At 46.5% G+C, this 16,912-nt stretch carries 13 protein-coding genes; 5 read left to right on the forward strand and 8 right to left on the reverse strand.

Annotation, left to right across the window (positions count from 1 at the left end; translation table 11 throughout):
• Nucleotides 1-4: 4 nt before the first annotated feature.
• From FN124_RS04820 to FN124_RS04830, 3 genes are read right to left on the reverse strand one after another with little or no spacing between them, the layout of a single operon-like run.
• Complete coding sequence (locus FN124_RS04820) at nt 5-1,003, reverse strand: sugar kinase (protein ID WP_142683633.1); 999 nt, start codon at nt 1,001-1,003, stop codon at nt 5-7.
• The gene (uxaC, locus tag FN124_RS04825; protein WP_142683634.1) at nt 1,003-2,397 is read right to left on the reverse strand and encodes a glucuronate isomerase; all 1,395 of its coding nucleotides are present in this window, start codon (nt 2,395-2,397) and stop codon (nt 1,003-1,005) included. The genes FN124_RS04820 and uxaC overlap by 1 nt, the downstream gene beginning before the upstream one ends.
• A gap of 7 nt (nt 2,398-2,404) precedes the next feature.
• Complete coding sequence (locus FN124_RS04830) at nt 2,405-3,898, reverse strand: tagaturonate reductase (protein WP_142683635.1); 1,494 nt, start codon at nt 3,896-3,898, stop codon at nt 2,405-2,407.
• A 196-nt stretch (nt 3,899-4,094) separates the two neighbouring features.
• Here FN124_RS04830 and mnmA point away from each other — a divergent pair, with 196 nt between their 5' ends.
• Nucleotides 4,095-5,201: a tRNA 2-thiouridine(34) synthase MnmA gene (mnmA, locus tag FN124_RS04835; RefSeq protein ID WP_142683636.1), complete on the forward strand. Its 1,107-nt coding sequence runs from the start codon at nt 4,095-4,097 to the stop codon at nt 5,199-5,201.
• A 71-nt stretch (nt 5,202-5,272) separates the two neighbouring features.
• Here mnmA and FN124_RS04840 read toward each other — a convergent pair whose 3' ends face one another.
• The 3 genes from FN124_RS04840 to FN124_RS04850 form a co-directional block, all read right to left on the reverse strand.
• Nucleotides 5,273-6,430, reverse strand: a complete 1,158-nt coding sequence (locus FN124_RS04840) for an RsmB/NOP family class I SAM-dependent RNA methyltransferase (RefSeq protein ID WP_142683637.1) — start codon at nt 6,428-6,430, stop codon at nt 5,273-5,275.
• Between the two features lie 98 nt (nt 6,431-6,528).
• Nucleotides 6,529-8,109 (reverse strand): 2-oxoglutarate dehydrogenase complex dihydrolipoyllysine-residue succinyltransferase, encoded by a 1,581-nt coding sequence (gene odhB, locus FN124_RS04845; protein WP_142683638.1) that lies wholly within the window; start codon nt 8,107-8,109, stop codon nt 6,529-6,531.
• A gap of 90 nt (nt 8,110-8,199) precedes the next feature.
• Nucleotides 8,200-10,959 (reverse strand): 2-oxoglutarate dehydrogenase E1 component, encoded by a 2,760-nt coding sequence (locus tag FN124_RS04850; RefSeq protein ID WP_142683639.1) that lies wholly within the window; start codon nt 10,957-10,959, stop codon nt 8,200-8,202.
• A gap of 241 nt (nt 10,960-11,200) precedes the next feature.
• Here FN124_RS04850 and rpsT point away from each other — a divergent pair, with 241 nt between their 5' ends.
• The 4 genes from rpsT to FN124_RS31135 all read left to right on the forward strand — a co-directional run bounded on the left by rpsT (nt 11,201) and on the right by FN124_RS31135 (nt 14,505).
• Nucleotides 11,201-11,455, forward strand: coding sequence for a 30S ribosomal protein S20 (gene rpsT, locus FN124_RS04855; RefSeq protein ID WP_142683640.1), 255 nt, complete (start codon nt 11,201-11,203; stop codon nt 11,453-11,455).
• Nucleotides 11,456-11,532: 77 nt separating this feature from the next.
• The gene (locus FN124_RS04860) at nt 11,533-13,257 is read left to right on the forward strand and encodes a M14 family metallopeptidase (protein ID WP_142683641.1); all 1,725 of its coding nucleotides are present in this window, start codon (nt 11,533-11,535) and stop codon (nt 13,255-13,257) included.
• Between the two features lie 233 nt (nt 13,258-13,490).
• On the forward strand, nt 13,491-14,156 hold the full coding sequence (locus tag FN124_RS04865; protein WP_221887732.1) for a DUF1016 N-terminal domain-containing protein: 666 nt from the start codon (nt 13,491-13,493) through the stop codon (nt 14,154-14,156).
• A 1-nt stretch (nt 14,157) separates the two neighbouring features.
• Nucleotides 14,158-14,505 carry a PDDEXK nuclease domain-containing protein gene (locus FN124_RS31135; protein WP_260607438.1) on the forward strand — a complete coding sequence of 116 codons (348 nt, stop codon included), beginning with the start codon at nt 14,158-14,160 and terminating at the stop codon, nt 14,503-14,505.
• A gap of 153 nt (nt 14,506-14,658) precedes the next feature.
• Here the strand turns inward: FN124_RS31135 and FN124_RS04870 are convergent, their stop codons facing one another.
• Nucleotides 14,659-15,702, reverse strand: coding sequence for a beta-ketoacyl synthase chain length factor (locus FN124_RS04870; RefSeq protein ID WP_142683642.1), 1,044 nt, complete (start codon nt 15,700-15,702; stop codon nt 14,659-14,661).
• A complete protein-coding gene (locus FN124_RS04875; protein ID WP_142683643.1) occupies nt 15,692-16,906 on the reverse strand; it encodes a beta-ketoacyl-[acyl-carrier-protein] synthase family protein in 1,215 nt (404 codons plus the stop codon). The genes FN124_RS04870 and FN124_RS04875 overlap by 11 nt, the downstream gene beginning before the upstream one ends.
• Nucleotides 16,907-16,912 lie beyond the last annotated feature (6 nt).

A 16,912-nucleotide genomic window follows, 5' to 3' on the forward strand; every position in this document is an offset into this window, starting at 1 on the left:
ATTGTTATATCAGTTTTATTATTTCTTTTTCAGAAGTGGTATTGAAGTCTCCCTCCACAAAAAATTTGGAATAGGCGGCGGCCGCTGCAAAAGAAATGATCTGCTGATCATCCAGCCCCTGCAGCTGTGTATGGATCAACCCGGCCATAAAACAATCCCCGCTTCCTACGCGATCCACCACTTCATTGGTGTCGTATTCCCGTGAAATGCTCATCTGCCCATTATTATAATAAAAGGCATAATACAGATTATGCGTGGCTGAATTACTGAAACGGAAAGTAAAAGCCACCCGTTTGCAACGTTTATACGTAGCCGTAATTTCTTCGGCTACCTTTTCCGCCTGCTGCAGGAATACATTTTTTGTATTGGCTGCCAGCGCAACAGTATCCAGTGCAGTATCAAGCATATTGTTGGCGGCCCAGATATTTCCCATGGTCACATCGCAATACTGCACCAGCTCCGGCATTACATCCACCGGCTTTTTCCCATACTGCCATAACTTGCTGCGATAATTAAGATCCGTGGAGATGGTCATACCCTTCCGGGTAGCTGCCTGTAATACTTCCTTGCAGACTGCAGCTGCATCAGGGTTCAATGCCGGCGTAATAGCGCTCCAGTGGAACCATTCAGCATCTCCAAGCAGGGCATCCCAATCTACAGTGCCCGGCGTAATCTGGCTGAATGAAGACCAGGCCCTGTCATATACCACCTCAGCATGCTTAAGATCGCTGCCCTGCGCCAGGTAGTAAATACCGATACGCTCACCACCCCAGAGGACCCTGTCGGTATAAATACCGCGGTTACTTAGCTGCGCCAGCACATCTTTCGACAAGCCGTTTTCAGGAACTTTACTGATATAGGCCACTGTTGTGCCCCAGCTCGCCAATGCCGCTGCCACATTGGCTTCTGCGCCACCAACATAAATGGCGGCTGTATTCTTCGCCAGTTGCGGCGACAAGCGTAATAATATTTCTCCGAATGTGATAACTTTTACCGGCTTCATTAGAATCCAAAATATGCTTTTGCGTTATAGTAACATATATCCTGTACCATTTTTCCTAACCAGGCAATATCATTTGGCAATTCACCATGTTCCACATCGTTGCCGATCAGGTTACACAAAATACGGCGAAAATATTCATGTCGTGAGTAAGATAGAAAACTTCTGGAATCTGTTAGCATTCCCACAAACCTGCTCAATAATCCCATATTGCTCAACACGTTCATTTGCTTTTCCATGCCATCTTTCTGGTCCAGGAACCACCATCCGGAGCCATACTGGATCTTACCGGGAACAGTGCCATCCTGGAAATTGCCTGCCATGGTGGCAAAAACCTCATTATAGGATGGGTTCAGGTTGTATACTACCGTCTTCGCCAGTTTATTCTTCTTATCCAGTGCATCAAAAAATGCGCTCATCGTTTCAGCAACACGCCAGTCACCAATAGAATCCACACCGGCGTCTGCCCCCACCCGCTGCAGTAAGCGGGAATTATTGTTACGGATAGCTCCCACATGGAACTGTTGCACCCATCCTCTTTCCTGGTTCCATTCGCAAACCGCCTGCAACACTGCAGTTTTAAACTGCGCATTTTCATATGGCGTAACAGTCCCGTGCTGACGGGCATTCCGGAAAATGGTGTCCAGTTCCTTTCCACTGGCAGGTGAAAAATAAAAAGTACTGATGCCATGGTCGCTTAAGCGGCTGCCGGCTTCATGAAAATAAGTATGCCTGCTGTGCAATGCTTCCATAAGGTCATCAAACCCGTTGATTTCCTTATTGGCAACTGCTGCCAGCTCATTAACAAACCGGTTGAACACTTCAGGGTTATCCACCGCCATAGCCCGGTCGGGGCGGAAAGTAGGCAGTACTCTTGTCCCAAAAGGTTTACCGGCAATGGCCCGGTGATGTTCCAGTGAATCCACCGGATCATCCGTAGTGCACAATGTATCTACTTTATAATGCTGCAGCAGTGTTTGTGTGGATAACTGTGGTAATTGTGCATTACAGTCGTGGTATATCTTTTCTGCCGTCTTTTCATTGAGAAGATCAGTGATGCCAAAAGGGTTTTTTAATTCCATGTGCGACCAGTGATACAAAGGGTTCCGCATGGTATAAGGTGTAGTAGCGGCCCAGTGACGAAATTTCGTATAGTCGTCGGCGCTACCGGTAATAAACTCTTCTGGTACGCCGTTCGCGCGCATGGCGCGCCACTTATAATGATCTCCCTTGAGCCAGATGGCATACAGGTTGGCAAATGTTTTGTTCGCAGCTATTTCATCAGGCGGCAGATGATTATGATAATCTATTACCGGCATTGAAGCGGCATAATCAAAATATAACCGTTTAGCCGTTTCCGTTTGTAGCAAAAAATCTTCAGACAGGAATTCCTTCATAACATCATTAATTTTTGAGCAGCTGCGATTGAATAAATGCTTTTACACCGTTACTTTTCAACATTTTTAAAAGATGGGCTACCTGTTCGGCAAATCCCGGAATAGCGGCCAGGTCTGTTTCCCATAACCGTTTATCGCTGCAGATACCTGCCACCATATCGTCTATATTGCTGTGATCACGCCACCAGGTAGCAAATACAGCGGCATTGTCGTCTGTAATAACATACTCTTCCCCGTTCCTGTTGCCATAATATTTTCCGGCCTCCTCCCGCACCGGGCAAAGGAATAGCAGCATGGCTGCAAAACCCAGGCTCAGGTGATGCGGAAGCGTTTTATATTTCTCGTAATAACGGAGCAGTGTGCGCACATTGCGGGCATTCATCTTGGAACTTTCCTGGAAGGTAATGCTGATGAGCTTATGTGCTATAAACGGGTTCGCAAAGCGATCCAGCACTTCCGGTGCAAATGCAGTAGCGGTAGGACAGGCCTCTTCAATAGTAGGCAGTATTTCCCGGAGCACCACTTCTTTAAAGAAATGGCTCATGTAGTCATCCTGCATACATTCATAAACCGTATTAAGGCCGGAAAGGAAAGCCAATGGCACCGCTGCCGTATGGCTACCATTCAGCAACCGCAGCTTCTGTTCCCGGAATGGTGTGATGCTTGGTTCAATAAGCATTCTTTCATCTGCCTTATAAAAAGATAATACAGAACGAACATGCTCATTCCCTTCAATAGCCCATAACAGGTAAGGCTCCACTTCTATCCATAATTTATCGGTATACCCGGCTTTTTGCTCAATTTCAGCAAGGTTGCGGGGCTTGCCCGGAACAATCCGGTCTACCAGTGAATTACAGAAATGATTATCCTGGTTTACCCATGATATAAAGGTATGCGGCAATTCGTTGTAAGCGGCCAGCTGCAGTACTATATCTTTCAGCAGGCGTCCGTTATCTACCACCAGTTCCGTAGGAACAATCACAAAACCGGTATTGGCGCTGCCTTTGAAATAGGTGAACCGCTCCCATAGCACAGCCAGCAACTTTCCGGGAAAGGAAGCCGGCACACCATCTGCGATTTTCTCAGGGACATACTGGATACCCACTTCCGTGGTATTTGAAATAATGGTTTGTAAAGCGGGCTGATGAACAGCGGCTAAAATTGCCGCCCATTCTGCATTCGATTGCAAAACCCGGCTAACAGCTGCGTTGATCAGGACCTGATCTACCAGTTCTCCCTGGGAAACACCTTTAATGTGGGTAGTAAACAGGCTATCCTGGCTGGAAAAATCGGCAGTATCGCCATCAGTCGATTTCACGACAACAATTCTTCCTTCATAAATACCCTGCCGGTTGGCTTTGTCTACCAGGTAATCTACCAAACCGCGCAAAAGCACGCCAGTACCAAATTGCAGGATCTTTTCAGGAAAGCTGAAAGTGTTTACAGGAACACCGGAATCTGGATTTTTTAATATAAATTCTTTATTTAATATAGGCAGCATCGTAACTGATTTATGCTAAAAGGTGGCTAAAACTAATAAATATATAATTCACAATTAAGAATTTATAATTTTCTCTGAATAATCACTAAAACGGGCTAAATATAATCAGAATCAATCAGCCCATTGTCAGGATCAATAAAGCACAGATGGCCGTTGGCTTAAATTTAAGTAATTTTGCTGCTCTAAACTTTTATAAATGAGCAAGCATGGTAAAGTGCTGGTAGCCATGAGTGGCGGTATCGACAGCACTGTTACAGCGCTGATGCTGCATGAACAGGGTTACGAAGTGGTAGGAATCACCATGAAAACCTGGGATTATGCATCTGCCGGTGCCAGTAAAAAGGAAACCGGTTGCTGTAACCTGGATTCTTTTAACGACGCCCGCGCTGCAGCGGTGCATCATGGGTTCCCGCACTTCGTGCTGGATATCCGCAATGAATTCGGTGATTTTGTAGTGAATAATTTTGTCGAGGAATATATTGCAGGACGCACGCCTAATCCCTGCGTACTATGCAACACGCATATAAAATGGCGCGCACTGATGAAACGTGCAGACGCGATGGATTGCGAATTTATTGCCACCGGCCACTACGGCCAGATCCGTCAGCACGACAACGGCCGCTATGTGATCAGTAAAGGCCTGGATGAAACCAAAGACCAGAGCTATGTGCTGTGGGGTATCCACCAGGATGTACTGGCCCGCACTATTCTTCCTTTGGGCAGATACCGTAAAACAGAGATACGCCAGATGGCATTTGATTTCGGGTACCCGGAACTGGCTAAAAAAGCCGAGAGCTATGAAATATGCTTTGTTCCTGACAACGATTACCGGGGCTTCCTGAAAAGAAAAGTAGAAGGCCTGGAAGAAAGGGTAAACGGAGGCAATTTTGTACTGGCAGACGGCACGATCGTAGGTCATCACAAGGGTTACCCCTTCTATACCGTTGGGCAGCGTAAAGGGCTTGATATTGCCCTCGGTCGCCCGGTGTTTGTAACTGAGATCATCCCAGAAACCAATACAGTGGTTTTAGGTAATGAAGACGAACTCCAGAAAAGCGAAATGTTTGTGAGCGGCATTAACATGGGTAAATATGATACCATTCCCGAAGGTATGGAGGCTGTTACCAAGATCCGTTATAAAGATAAAGGCGCACTGAGTAACCTGTACAACGAAAACGGACAGGTAAAGGTAAACTTCTATGAAAGTGTGAAGGGAATTGCACCGGGACAGTCCGCAGTTTTTTATGAAGGCGATGATGTGATCGGTGGTGGAATTATCCAGCGGAGTATGCCTGTGTTATAATTTTGCAAATCAGATAAAAGAAAAAGGGTGGGAAGATGAGATCTTTCCACCCTTTTTCTTTTATCAAAAAACTAAGATAATCTCACAGCGTACATCGTATCCGCGCCTTTATCATACCCGGCAATCACGCCCCCTTCCTGTTTCCGCAGATCACAGATGGTTTGTATATATTTTACCACTTCTTCATTTTCCTGCTTAAAAACAGAACAGGTGATATAGATCAGTGAGCCGCCTTTTTTTACAAACGGCGCTACGTTACGCGCTATCTTCTGTTGCAACTGCTGGTATTTGCTGATCTCTTCCTTTTTAAAGAAAGTAATACTTTCCGGTGTACGGCCCCAGGTGCCGGAACCACTGCAGGGCGCGTCCAGGATAATACCATCGAATTGCTGATTGCCCATGGAGGCAGGAAAATTTTCTGCAGTAAGATCTGCCACCCGGGCTTCATAATTCTTCACTCCAGCTACTGCGAAGCGTTGCTGCAGGTTTTCCAGGATAGACCTTCTCACGTCGGATACCAATAGCTGCACACCCGGCTGCTGGTCTTTGAGCAGAACGGACTTACCGCCACTGGCTGCACAGCAATCCCACCAGCGCTGCTGCTTCTGCGGATGAAATAATTCTCCCGTGCGCTGACTGGAAGCATCCTGCACCTCGTACCAGCTTTTCTCCGGCACTATTGCCTCTATTTTAGTGCCATTGGGCAATGCTATAGTGGCATTATTGGGAAACAGCTCGTATGCAATGGCCGCCTTATCCAGTAGCTGCAATATTTTATCGAGCTTATTATTGCGCACCCGGATAAATAACAGGGGCTGTTTTAAAATAGTATAGGCGTATGCGTTAGGTTCTATTGTATCCGACAGTTCAGTCAAAAATGGGAACAGGGCATCGGCGGTCAATGGAGCAGGCAGCAGTGCTGCCTTGTCTGCATACGGCAACGCAACCTGCTCATTCCAGGCCGGCCGGATAGCAGCCAGGAAATCGCTGGAGGCAGTTTCGCAAAGAAATGCGCCGGCAATAATCCGCTCTTTTACAGAAAGCGATTCTCCCCATTTCCCAAGCCGGAAATAATGATATACCAGCTGTGAAATCCAGCGCCGGTCGCGCCCTCCCATATAAGGGTGCTCCTTAAAAAACGATTTAAGGAAATGATGTAATGGCAGGCTGCCCTGGTAGGCGCCGATAATTTTTTCTGCAGATGCTAAGTAATTTTCCCAACGGGTCATATGCGAAGATACGGGCTAATACTGACGTCCCGGGAAATAGCATAAAAAAAATCCGGCCTGTTGCCAGACCGGATTTCATTATATGTTGCAAGCTGAAACTAGAGTTTCAGCAATGCTTTCAGCGGGTCTTTCCCGAACAGCAGCTGTTCAGGATTTTCCAGCATTTCTTTTACTCTTACGAGGAAGCTTACTGATTCGCGGCCATCAATGATACGGTGGTCGTAGCTCAGCGCCAGGTACATCATTGGACGGATTACCACCTGACCGTTGATGGCCATCGGGCGGTCCTGGATTTTGTGCATACCCAGGATAGCGGATTGCGGGATGTTGATGATAGGTGTGCTCATCAGGGAACCGAATACGCCGCCATTGGTAATGGTAAAGGTACCGCCTGTCATTTCGGGCATGGTCAGTTTGTTGTCGCGGGCCTTGGTAGCCAGCTCTACTACTGCTTTTTCAATACCTGCCATATCCAGGCTTTCTGCGTTGCGGATCACCGGTACTACCAGCCCTTTCGGAGCAGATACGGCGATGGAAATATCGCAGTAATCGTGGTACACCAGTTCTTCTCCGTCGATATAGGCGTTTACGGAAGGGAATTCCTGTAAAGCGAAGCAGCATGCTTTTGTAAAGAAGCTCATGAAGCCGAGATTCACCTCATGCTGTTTTTTGAACACTTCCTTGTATTTGGCACGCAGCGCCATGATTTCGGTCATGTCTACCTCGTTGAAGGTAGTTAGCATTGCCGTTGTATTTTTCGCTTCCACCAGGCGGCGGGAAACGGTTTTACGCAGGTTGCTCATTTTTTCGCGGCGTTCATTGCGGGAGAACATTTCCTGACCGATAGCCACGCCCGGGTTTTGCAGGGCGGCAAATACATCGTCTTTCATGATCTTGCCATGGGCGCCGGAACCTTTGATGCTGGAGGGATCCACATGTTTATCGGCAATCACTGCTGCAGCCACCGGTGATGCTTTCACATCATTGGGAATGCTGGTAACAGGCGCCTGTTGCGGTTGTGGTGCAGCCTTTGCCGGTTGTGCAGCAGGAGCTGCCACCGCTGGTGCGGCTTTACCCGCCGGTCTGCCAACGCTTGTATCTATTTTGCAGGCTACATCACCTATTTTCAAAGTATCTCCTTCTTTTGCTACGGTAATCAGCGAACCGGCTTCTTCTGCATTAAGCTCGAAGGTAGCCTTCTCTGATTCCAGCTCACAAACCACTTCATCACGCTCTACATAATCACCATTATTCTTTAACCATTTCACCAGTGTTACTTCACTGATAGACTCTCCTACTGTAGGCACTTTCATTTCAATCGTCCCTTTATTTACCGCTGGAGCTGCTGGTGCTTCCGCTGCGGGAGCAGGCGCCGGTGCAGTAGCTGCAGCTGCAGCAGGTTCAGCAGCCGGAGCAGCGCTGGTGGTCGGTGCAGCGGCATCTGTATCAATAGTACAGGCCACATCACCAATCTTCAAAGTAGCTCCTTCCTGTGCAGCAGGGGCTATCTTCAGGACACCCGCCTTTTCTGCATTCAGTTCGAAGGTTGCTTTCTCAGATTCCATTTCACACAATACCTCGTCCTGCTGAACATAATCTCCGTCTTTCTTCAACCACTTTGCAATTGTTACCTCGCTAATAGATTCTCCTACCGTAGGGACTTTGATTTCGATAACCATATTTAATCAGTTGATGGTGATACCAGGTTTTTCGTTGAGTGGTTAACCTTAACGTAAAGCCTGGTTATTCTGTTTATACTTTGAATTTTTTTAGATGTTAAAAGCCGTGTCTATGATCTGTTGCTGCTCACGTGCGTGCACTTTTGCATACCCCGTTGCTGTGGAAGCACTCGGGTTGCGGCTGATAACACCATAGTTGATCTGTTTCAGGTTCATTTGCAGGAATGCTGCAGCACCCATATTCAGCGGTTCTTCCTGTACCCAGAAGAAGGTAGCGCCTTTATACTTCTGTGCAATGGCTTCCAGTTGTTTAACCGGCAGCGGGTACAATTGTTCCAGGCGTACAATCGCCACATCCTTGCGATCATCCTTAGCCTGTTTATCACTCAGATCAAAATACATTTTACCGGAGCAAAGTAATACTTTCTTCACTACTGCTGCATCGTCTATAAACGGATCATCCAGTACTTCCTTAAAGCCACCCTGTGTAAATTCTTCCATAGCCGAATAAGCGCCTACATGCCGCAGATTGGCTTTTGGAGAGAAGTTAATGAGTGGTTTGCGGAACTGCCAGGTTAACTGGCGGCGTAACGCATGGAAGAAGTTAGCCGCAGTGGTAATATTGGTGATCACCATATTTTCCTCTGCGCATTGCTGCAGGAAGCGTTCCGGGCGGGCATTGGAGTGGTCTGGTCCACCTCCTTCATAACCATGTGGCAATAACATCACCAGGCCGTTCTGCGTAGTCCATTTCTGTTCTGCACTGCTGATATACTGGTCAATAACCGTTTGCGCACCGTTTACGAAATCGCCATACTGCGCTTCCCATAATACCAGGTTATTGGGATTGGCCATGGCATAACCATATTCAAAGCCCAATACGCCATATTCGCTCAATAAAGAGTTATAAATTCTGAACTTACCCTGGTTTTCCTGCAAATGACCGAGGCGACTGTAAGTTTCATTGGTATTTTCATCAAACAATACTGCATGGCGGTGGGAGAAGGTACCACGTTTTACATCTTCCCCGCTCATTCTCACATCTTTACCTTCAATCAGGAGACTGGCATAGGCCAGCAGTTCGCCGGTGGCCCAGTCTACCTTACCCTCCTCCTGGTAAAGTTTTACTTTATCCTGCAGCAGTTTACTCACTTTACGCAGTGGAACAAAGTTGTCCGGCCATTTCATCAGGCTGTCGAACAGCCGTTTAAAATCTTCTTCCTTAATAGCGGTTACCGGGGAAGTCTCAAAATCCTGGGGGGTAGCTTTGCGCAGGGCCTGCCACCATTGTTCCGGTTTCTGGCTCACATAGGGCAGCGGATGTTGTTTTACATCATCCAGGCGGGCCTGTAAGTCGTCCCAGAAGCTTTTCTCCATTTCTTTGGCCAGCGCCTGTGCCTCAGATTCGCCGTTGTTCAGGAGGAACTGGGTATATACTTCACGCGGATTGGCGTGTTTTTCAATAAGGGCGTAGAGGCTCGGTTGTGTAAACTTAGGCTCATCACCTTCGTTGTGGCCATGTTTGCGGTAGCAAACCATGTCTATGAACACATCTTCGTTGAATTCCTGGCGGTAACGGGCGGCCAGCTGGGATACTTTCACCACTGCTTCTGCATCGTCACCGTTTACATGGAACACCGGGGCCTGTACAATAGATGCCACGCTGGTACAGTAATCAGAGGAGCGGGCATCGTCAAAATCGGTGGTAAAGCCGATCTGGTTATTGATCACAAAGTGAATGGAACCACCTACGTAGTATCCTTTCAGTTTGCTCATCTGTTCCACTTCATACACAATTCCCTGTCCTGCCACTGCGGCATCACCATGGATGAGGATGGGCAGTATTTTATCGTAGTCGCTGTTGTAGATCACGTCCGCTTTACTGCGTGCAAATCCTACAACGATCGGGTCTACCACTTCCAGGTGGGAAGGGTTGGGCATGAGTTGCAGGTTAACCGGTTTGCCTGCAGGAGTAGTTACCTGGGAGCGGAAGCCGAGGTGGTATTTCACGTCGCCGCTGCCCATGGTCATATCCGGAACAGCCAGTCCTTCAAATTCATTGAAGATCTGCTCGTAGGTTTTACCCAGGATATTGGCCAGTACGTTCAAACGGCCGCGGTGCGCCATTCCTATCACGGATTCCTGCACCCCGTATTCAGCCGCCACGTTGATAATAGCATCCAGCGCGGGAATAGTGGCTTCGCCGCCTTCCAGGCCAAAACGTTTCTGCCCTATATATTTTGTGTGAAGAAACTTCTCGAAAATAACGCCCTGGTTCAGCTTTTGCAGGATGCGTTTACGTTGCTCAAGGGATAAAGGCTGCAGCATGATTGTCTCAAACTCTTTCTCCATCCATTTCGCCTTTTCCCGGTCGTTGATGTAGGTGTATTGAAGTCCTACGGAACCGGCATAAATCTGCTGCAGGTAAGCAACGATCTTTTCCAGGGTGGTTTTACCCACACCGATGGTGGTTCCTGCGTAAAATTCTGTTTTAAGATCAGCGTCCCCTAATCCAAAACTGGCGAGGTCGAGGTTGGCCTTGCGGTCTTTTCTTTCACGGATGGGGTTGGTTTTAGCAATTAAGTGGCCTTTTTTGCGATATGCCTGTATCAGGCGGTATACACCCAGTTCTTTCGCCAGCTGGTCGTCGCTCACCGGCAACGAAGTGCTGCCTCCTGCTACCGGCGCTGTTGCCGCCGCTTTGCCGTTAACATTGGATACTGCAAAATCAAATCCTTCGAAAAATTTAACCCAATCCGGGTCTACAGAGTTGGGATCTTTGCGGAAATCCTGGTATAACGATTCAATGTAAGCAGGATGTGAGTTGGTGACGAATGAGAAGTCCTTCATTTACAACGAGTTTTGCTGATCTTCAGTTCAAATACTTTTCTGTTGATCCCAATATATTAATATATGGGATTGCAAATATCGCTCGTTTTTTGATACGCTGGTTGGAAAAAATGAGAAAAAATCAAGTGATTATCTGTGATAAAAGGTACTTATATTTGCAGTTCACCGGAAAAACTACATTTAGTTTGTTTTGTAAAGGTAATATAGTTACCTTTGCCGTCCGAAACTTGAAATTTGAAAAATGGCAAACCATAAAGCAACAAAAAAAGACGTACGTCAAAGCAGAAAGCGTAATGAGCGTAACCGTTACTATGGTAAAACTACCCGTAACGCCATCCGTGATTTGAAAGCAGTTACCGATAAAGCAACAGCGGAGAAAGATCTGGCAGAGGTAGCTTCTATGCTTGATAAACTCGCTAAACGTAACGTTATTCACAAGAATAAAGCTGCAAATCTGAAAAGCAAGCTGGCTAAGAGAGTATTAACTCTGGCTTAATTGCTTCAGTAACAATATTTACAGCTCTTCCTCCAAAAGGAAGGGCTTTTTGTTTTTCCGTTATATCAAGCAAGATGATGAAAAAGATACTTCTGCTTTTTGCCGCCCTGTTTCCCCTGCTCTCCTACACGCAGGACCTCACAACAAGATATGAAAAGACCAATGGCCGCGAAACGGCTACATATACTGAAGTTATACAATATTACCAGCAGCTCGCCAAACGTTTTCCACAAATAAATATACAGGCTATCGAGGCTACAGATGCCGGTTTTCCCCTGCACCTGGTTACTTATTCCCCCGGGCGAAATTTCGACTTTAAAAGCCTTCACCGGCAAAATAAACGGGTTATTCTCATCAATAACGGCATTCATCCCGGTGAGCCCGATGGCATAGACGCCAGTATGATGCTCCTGCGCGACCTGGCACAGGGCAAAATCCATCTCCCTGAAAACATTATTCTTGCTGTTATCCCGGTATACAATATCGGCGGAATGCTGAACCGTTCTCCCTGGTACCGGGTAGATCAGAACGGTCCCGATGCCTTTGGTTCCCGTGGCAATGCCCAAAACCTGGATCTTAACCGGGATTTTATAAAAGCCGATTCAAAGAACGCCCTTGCCTTCCAGCAGATCTATCACCTCACTGATCCGGATGTGTTTATAGATAACCATGTTAGCAACGGGGCCGATTATCAGCATATCATGACCCTGCTCACCACCCAACATAATAAGCTAGGGGGAGCAATGGGCGAATTCATGAACAAAACATTTGAACCCGGCTTATATGCCCTCATGAAAAAGAAAGGATACGACCTGGTGCCCTATGTAAATCACTTCGGGGAAACACCCGATAGCGGCTGGGTAGAATTTGCCGACTTACCCCGTTATTCCAGCGGTTATACCACCCTTTTCCACACGTTCGGTTTTGTGCCGGAAACACATATGCTGAAACCCTATCCGTTGCGCGTAAAAGCTACCTACGCCCTGATGGAATGCTTCATTGAATTTACCTCCACACACAGCGAAACAATTAAACAATTGCGCGAACACGCAAAACAAGCCGCACTTACACAAAAAACCTTCCCGCTGGCCTGGCAGTTTGATATGAATAAATACAGCCTGATCACTTTCCGTGGCTTCGCGTCGGGGCACAAGCCCAGCGCTATTTCCGGGCTGCCCAGGTTATATTATGACCGCACCAAGCCCTATACCCGGCAGGTGAAATTCTATAACTATGCCACAGAAGAAAATTTTGTGGAAAAACCCGAAGCATATATCATCCCACAAGGCTGGTGGACGGTGATCAACCTCCTGAAAAATAACCAGGTAAAAATGCAGCCGTTACAACATGATACCACCATACTCGTGGAAGTATATCATATTGCCGACTTCCAGAGCTATACAAAACCATTTGAAAAACATTACCTGCATACCAATATCAAAGTAAGCAGCAGCAAAGATTCCATCAGGTTCCGAAAAGGCGATTATTATATCCCGATGAACCAGAGCGCTAACCGTTACCTGATAGAAACACTGGAACCCACTGGCGGCGATTCATTTTTTGCATGGAACTTTTTTGATGCTATACTCGGACAAAAGGAAGGATATTCTCCTTATGTTTTTGAAGATACCGGCGCTGAATATCTAAAACAACATCCGGAACTGCAGGAATTATTAAATAAGAAGAAAGCGGCTGATACTGCGTTTGCCAACAGTGCCAGTGCGCAGTTAAATTTTGTGTTTAAAAATTCACCCTACGCAGAGCCGGAATATATGCGCTACCCGGTATACAGGGTACGATAAAATATTCTCACCAATTGAAGCGGAGATATAAGCAGGGCTTATGTCTCCGCTTTTTTTGTGCATGCTGTTCATGAGAATGAACGGATCATTTCACCCCTGAATAAAATGAACGGGATTTTAATAAAGTATCCTTTAAATTCATGCCCGTTTAAATGTTTGTTGACTACGATGATTCCTCTGTTATAAACCATATCAGGCTATTCATATCATACACTTTATAAAAAAACCAAGACATGTCTTACAAGGAATTTGTACAGGATTTAAAACAAAACATTGTCCGCAGCAGGTACATTGCTGCCAGGCTGGCCAACCAGGAACAGTTAAAGCTGTATTTTAAAATAGGTCAGATGCTTTCTGAGAAGATAAATGCTGAGAACTGGGGAGCAAAAGTGATAGAGCAAATAGCACTTGATCTTGAACAGCAACTACCTGGCCTTAAAGGATTTTCCGCAAGCAGTCTAAAAAGAATGCGCCAGTTTTTTGATGTATATGGCAGGTTTGAAATTGGCCCATCAGTGATGGGCCAACTTCAAACCTGCTTTTACAGTATAAGTTTTACACATCATAACCGCATTCTTGAAAAGTGCACTGGTGAAAGTGAGCGTTTGTTCTATATCATTCAATCGGCAGAACAATTCTGGTCCGTCCGGGAATTAGAACGTCAGATCAACGCCAATCTTTTCAAACACCAGGGCAACATGCCCCATAACTTTAATAAAACCCCGCCGGAAAATATCAAATCTAAAGCACTGGAAGTATTTAAAGATGAATATCTCATCGACTTTGTCAATATCAATGAAGAAGATGATGAAGGTATCCTTGAAAACGAAATAGTAAACAATATCAGGAAGTTTATTATGAGTATGGGAAGGATATCCTTTTATCGGCAACCAGTATAAACTGGAAGTAAATAACCAGGATTTCTTTGTAGATCTCCTTTTTTATAACCGGCACCTGCAGTGCCTTGTGGCCATTGAGCTTAAACGTAAAAAATTTAAACCGGAATATGCCGGCCAGCTGAATTTTTATCTGAACGTACTGGATGATAAAGTAAAGCTGCCTCATGAAAACCCAAGTATCGGGATTGTGCTCTGCAAACAGAAAGACAATATGGTAGTGGATTATGCCATCAAATCCATTGATAAAGCCATGAGCGTAGGCACTTATACTCATTACCAGGCGCACACTGTGCCTGAAAATATGAAAGAGTTTTTGCCTGACGCAGAAGCATTAGGCAAGATGTTATAATTTCCGGACTGCATCACCAGGACAAAGATCTGCATAAACTTCCAGGTTAATACAGCAATCAACGGAAAGCCTGGTAACACCTGCCGATTTCATCAGAAAAGTATATTCGTTGAATTCATGGATCTCCGGGAAGCAATAGAAAAGAAAGGCAGGCTAAACTTTCTCCAGCTTCAGCATAACATGCTGTTCGCCATAAAAGTGATTATAGAAAAGGATGGAATGAACAGGCGTAGGCAAATGCCCTATACCGGGAAACCATGCTGCGGGTATTTGCTGCGCTTTAAGGATCCGCGCGGCCAACCATAACCCAAATGCGCCCGCCGTATCATATTCACCGCAAAGATGCTTGAATGGCAGCTGTGGTATGCCAGGGAAACATTGATCCAGCTCCTGGTAATAGTGCTCAAAATTGCTATCCCCATTGCGGCCGGTAATAATAAGATCGGGAGCTTCGGTGAAGGCTCTCAGGGCAATCGTTAATTTATTGCCGGTTGGCTTATACAGCATCCTGAAATCTGAAATAGCAGCATAGCTTTGTGGGGTAGGCGTGCCCGTTAGTGTGAAGAATGTTGCGCCTTCCCCGGCAATGCTGCCCGGTGAAAGATGACGGTATAGCTCCCTGCTATCTGTGGGCTGATCTTTCCAGAATCCGATCCGGCTTTTAATGTAAAAATGCTCCTTTGTAATTTCTTCAAAAGCGCCGGTAAGCGTATGCGTGGCGCCTTCCTGCAACAACATCATGCTGTCCAGTAAAGCATTTTCAAAGGAAAAACCACGGTGTACAAAAGTATTATTATAAGCCGTACATTTTTGCTGTAAGGCAATTAAACCATTTACAGAATTGTAGGTGGATTGAATAAAAGGAGTAGGATTCAGCGCGGTTTCCTTGTACTCAACGATTTCTTTGATAAATTTTTCAGTATCCTGCAAACTGCCCTTACCGGTACCGGTAACAATAGGGCCTGGTGTGGTAATGCCGCTCTCCTGGCTGCATTTAAGCGCAGCCGTTAATCCCATTTTAAGCACCCTTGTCATACGACGCAGGCTGTTACCCGGAATAAACGGTTTATAATCAGGCTCTGCACAGGCAAGCAGATTACTGTCTGTATGTACCAGCTGCGCCGAAAAAATATCCCCTTCAAAAGTTGGCTGCGGGGAGATGGCCGCCATTGCTTGTATGTAACACTTACCCTTCATATTTGCTGATCACCAGGGAAGCGTTGTTGCCCCCAAAGCCGAATGAATTTGAAATAACATGATTTACCGGGTACCCTTCCATCAGGGTGGTAACCGGGCTGATGGTCAATTCCTCCATTCTTTCCGAGAAATTGAGATTGGGAAAAATTAACCCATGTTGAATAGCCAGTATAGAGTAAATGGCTTCTATGGCACCTGCCGCTGCCAGTGTATGACCGGTAAACGGTTTAGTGGAACTGAAAAGGGGCACTTTATCGCCGAATAAACGCTCCAGTGCTTTTCCTTCGGAAACATCATTATTGAGGGTAGCTGTACCATGCACATTGATGTAGGATACCTCCTCCAGTGAATGCCCGCTCATTTCAAGCGCCGTTTTCATGGCTTCATAGGCGCCGTCTCCATCCGGCGAGGGAGACGTTGGATGGAAAGCTTCATTGGTATTGCAGTACCCGCTCAGCTCTGCCAGGATACGACTGTTATTGGCCCTGGCGAAAGTTTCGCTTTCCAGCACCAGGTATGCCGCACCTTCCCCCAGGTTCAAACCGGTTCGTTGCTGGTCGAATGGCCGGCAAAACTGCTTATCCACATTCTTGAGTGAGTTGAATCCATTCAATGTAAAACGGGTGAGCGCTTCTGTACCGCCGCATACCATCCGTGGCAGCATGCCCTGCTTAATCATTCGCGCGCCAAACATCAGCGCGTTGGCAGAAGAGGAACAGGCAGTGCTGATGGTGGCAATATGTTCACTGAACCCTACGGTATCGGCTATACGCTGTGTGCAGTCCGCACAATCCAGTGTATCTATGTATTGTAAAAAGGATCCTGTCTTTCCGGGATCAATGATATCAAAATATAACTTCTCGGTATCGCACATGCCGCCTACTGTGCTGGCATTGATAAAGCCCGTGGGGGCAGATTGTATGTCGGTAATACCTGCATCCTGCAATGCTTCCCGCATAGCAGCCAGCCCAAGTAAGGTGGTACGGGTATAGCCCTCCTTTGCCGGCATGCCGGCAAGTGCAAACAGGGAATCACTGGCATGTTTCACTTCTGCAACCGGCAATACATTCTTGTAAACGGTATCAATATAGCTGCTATATCCCAGCCCGCTGTGCTGTAACCGCAGGTTGCGCAGGTTTCCGGCTACATTATCACCAATAGCGGTGATCATTCCTATCCCTGTTATAAACACTCTTTCCGCCATGTAGCC

This window comes from Chitinophaga polysaccharea, from assembly GCF_902150045.1.
Lineage (GTDB): Bacteria > Bacteroidota > Bacteroidia > Chitinophagales > Chitinophagaceae > Chitinophaga > Chitinophaga polysaccharea_A.

What these genes read in the sequence shown, in the direction of transcription:
- FN124_RS04820 (WP_142683633.1), bottom strand. Translation starts at nt 1,003, where the DNA reads ATGAAGCCGGTAAAAGTTATCACATTCGGAGAAATATTATTACGCTTG.
- uxaC (WP_142683634.1), bottom strand. Translation starts at nt 2,397, where the DNA reads ATGAAGGAATTCCTGTCTGAAGATTTTTTGCTACAAACGGAAACGGCT.
- FN124_RS04830 (WP_142683635.1), bottom strand. Translation starts at nt 3,898, where the DNA reads ATGCTGCCTATATTAAATAAAGAATTTATATTAAAAAATCCAGATTCC.
- mnmA (WP_142683636.1), top strand. Translation starts at nt 4,095, where the DNA reads ATGAGCAAGCATGGTAAAGTGCTGGTAGCCATGAGTGGCGGTATCGAC.
- FN124_RS04840 (WP_142683637.1), bottom strand. Translation starts at nt 6,430, where the DNA reads ATGACCCGTTGGGAAAATTACTTAGCATCTGCAGAAAAAATTATCGGC.
- odhB (WP_142683638.1), bottom strand. Translation starts at nt 8,109, where the DNA reads ATGGTTATCGAAATCAAAGTCCCTACGGTAGGAGAATCTATTAGCGAG.
- FN124_RS04850 (WP_142683639.1), bottom strand. Translation starts at nt 10,959, where the DNA reads ATGAAGGACTTCTCATTCGTCACCAACTCACATCCTGCTTACATTGAA.
- rpsT (WP_142683640.1), top strand. Translation starts at nt 11,201, where the DNA reads ATGGCAAACCATAAAGCAACAAAAAAAGACGTACGTCAAAGCAGAAAG.
- FN124_RS04860 (WP_142683641.1), top strand. Translation starts at nt 11,533, where the DNA reads ATGAAAAAGATACTTCTGCTTTTTGCCGCCCTGTTTCCCCTGCTCTCC.
- FN124_RS04865 (WP_221887732.1), top strand. Translation starts at nt 13,491, where the DNA reads ATGTCTTACAAGGAATTTGTACAGGATTTAAAACAAAACATTGTCCGC.
- FN124_RS04870 (WP_142683642.1), bottom strand. Translation starts at nt 15,702, where the DNA reads ATGAAGGGTAAGTGTTACATACAAGCAATGGCGGCCATCTCCCCGCAG.
- FN124_RS04875 (WP_142683643.1), bottom strand. Translation starts at nt 16,906, where the DNA reads ATGGCGGAAAGAGTGTTTATAACAGGGATAGGAATGATCACCGCTATT.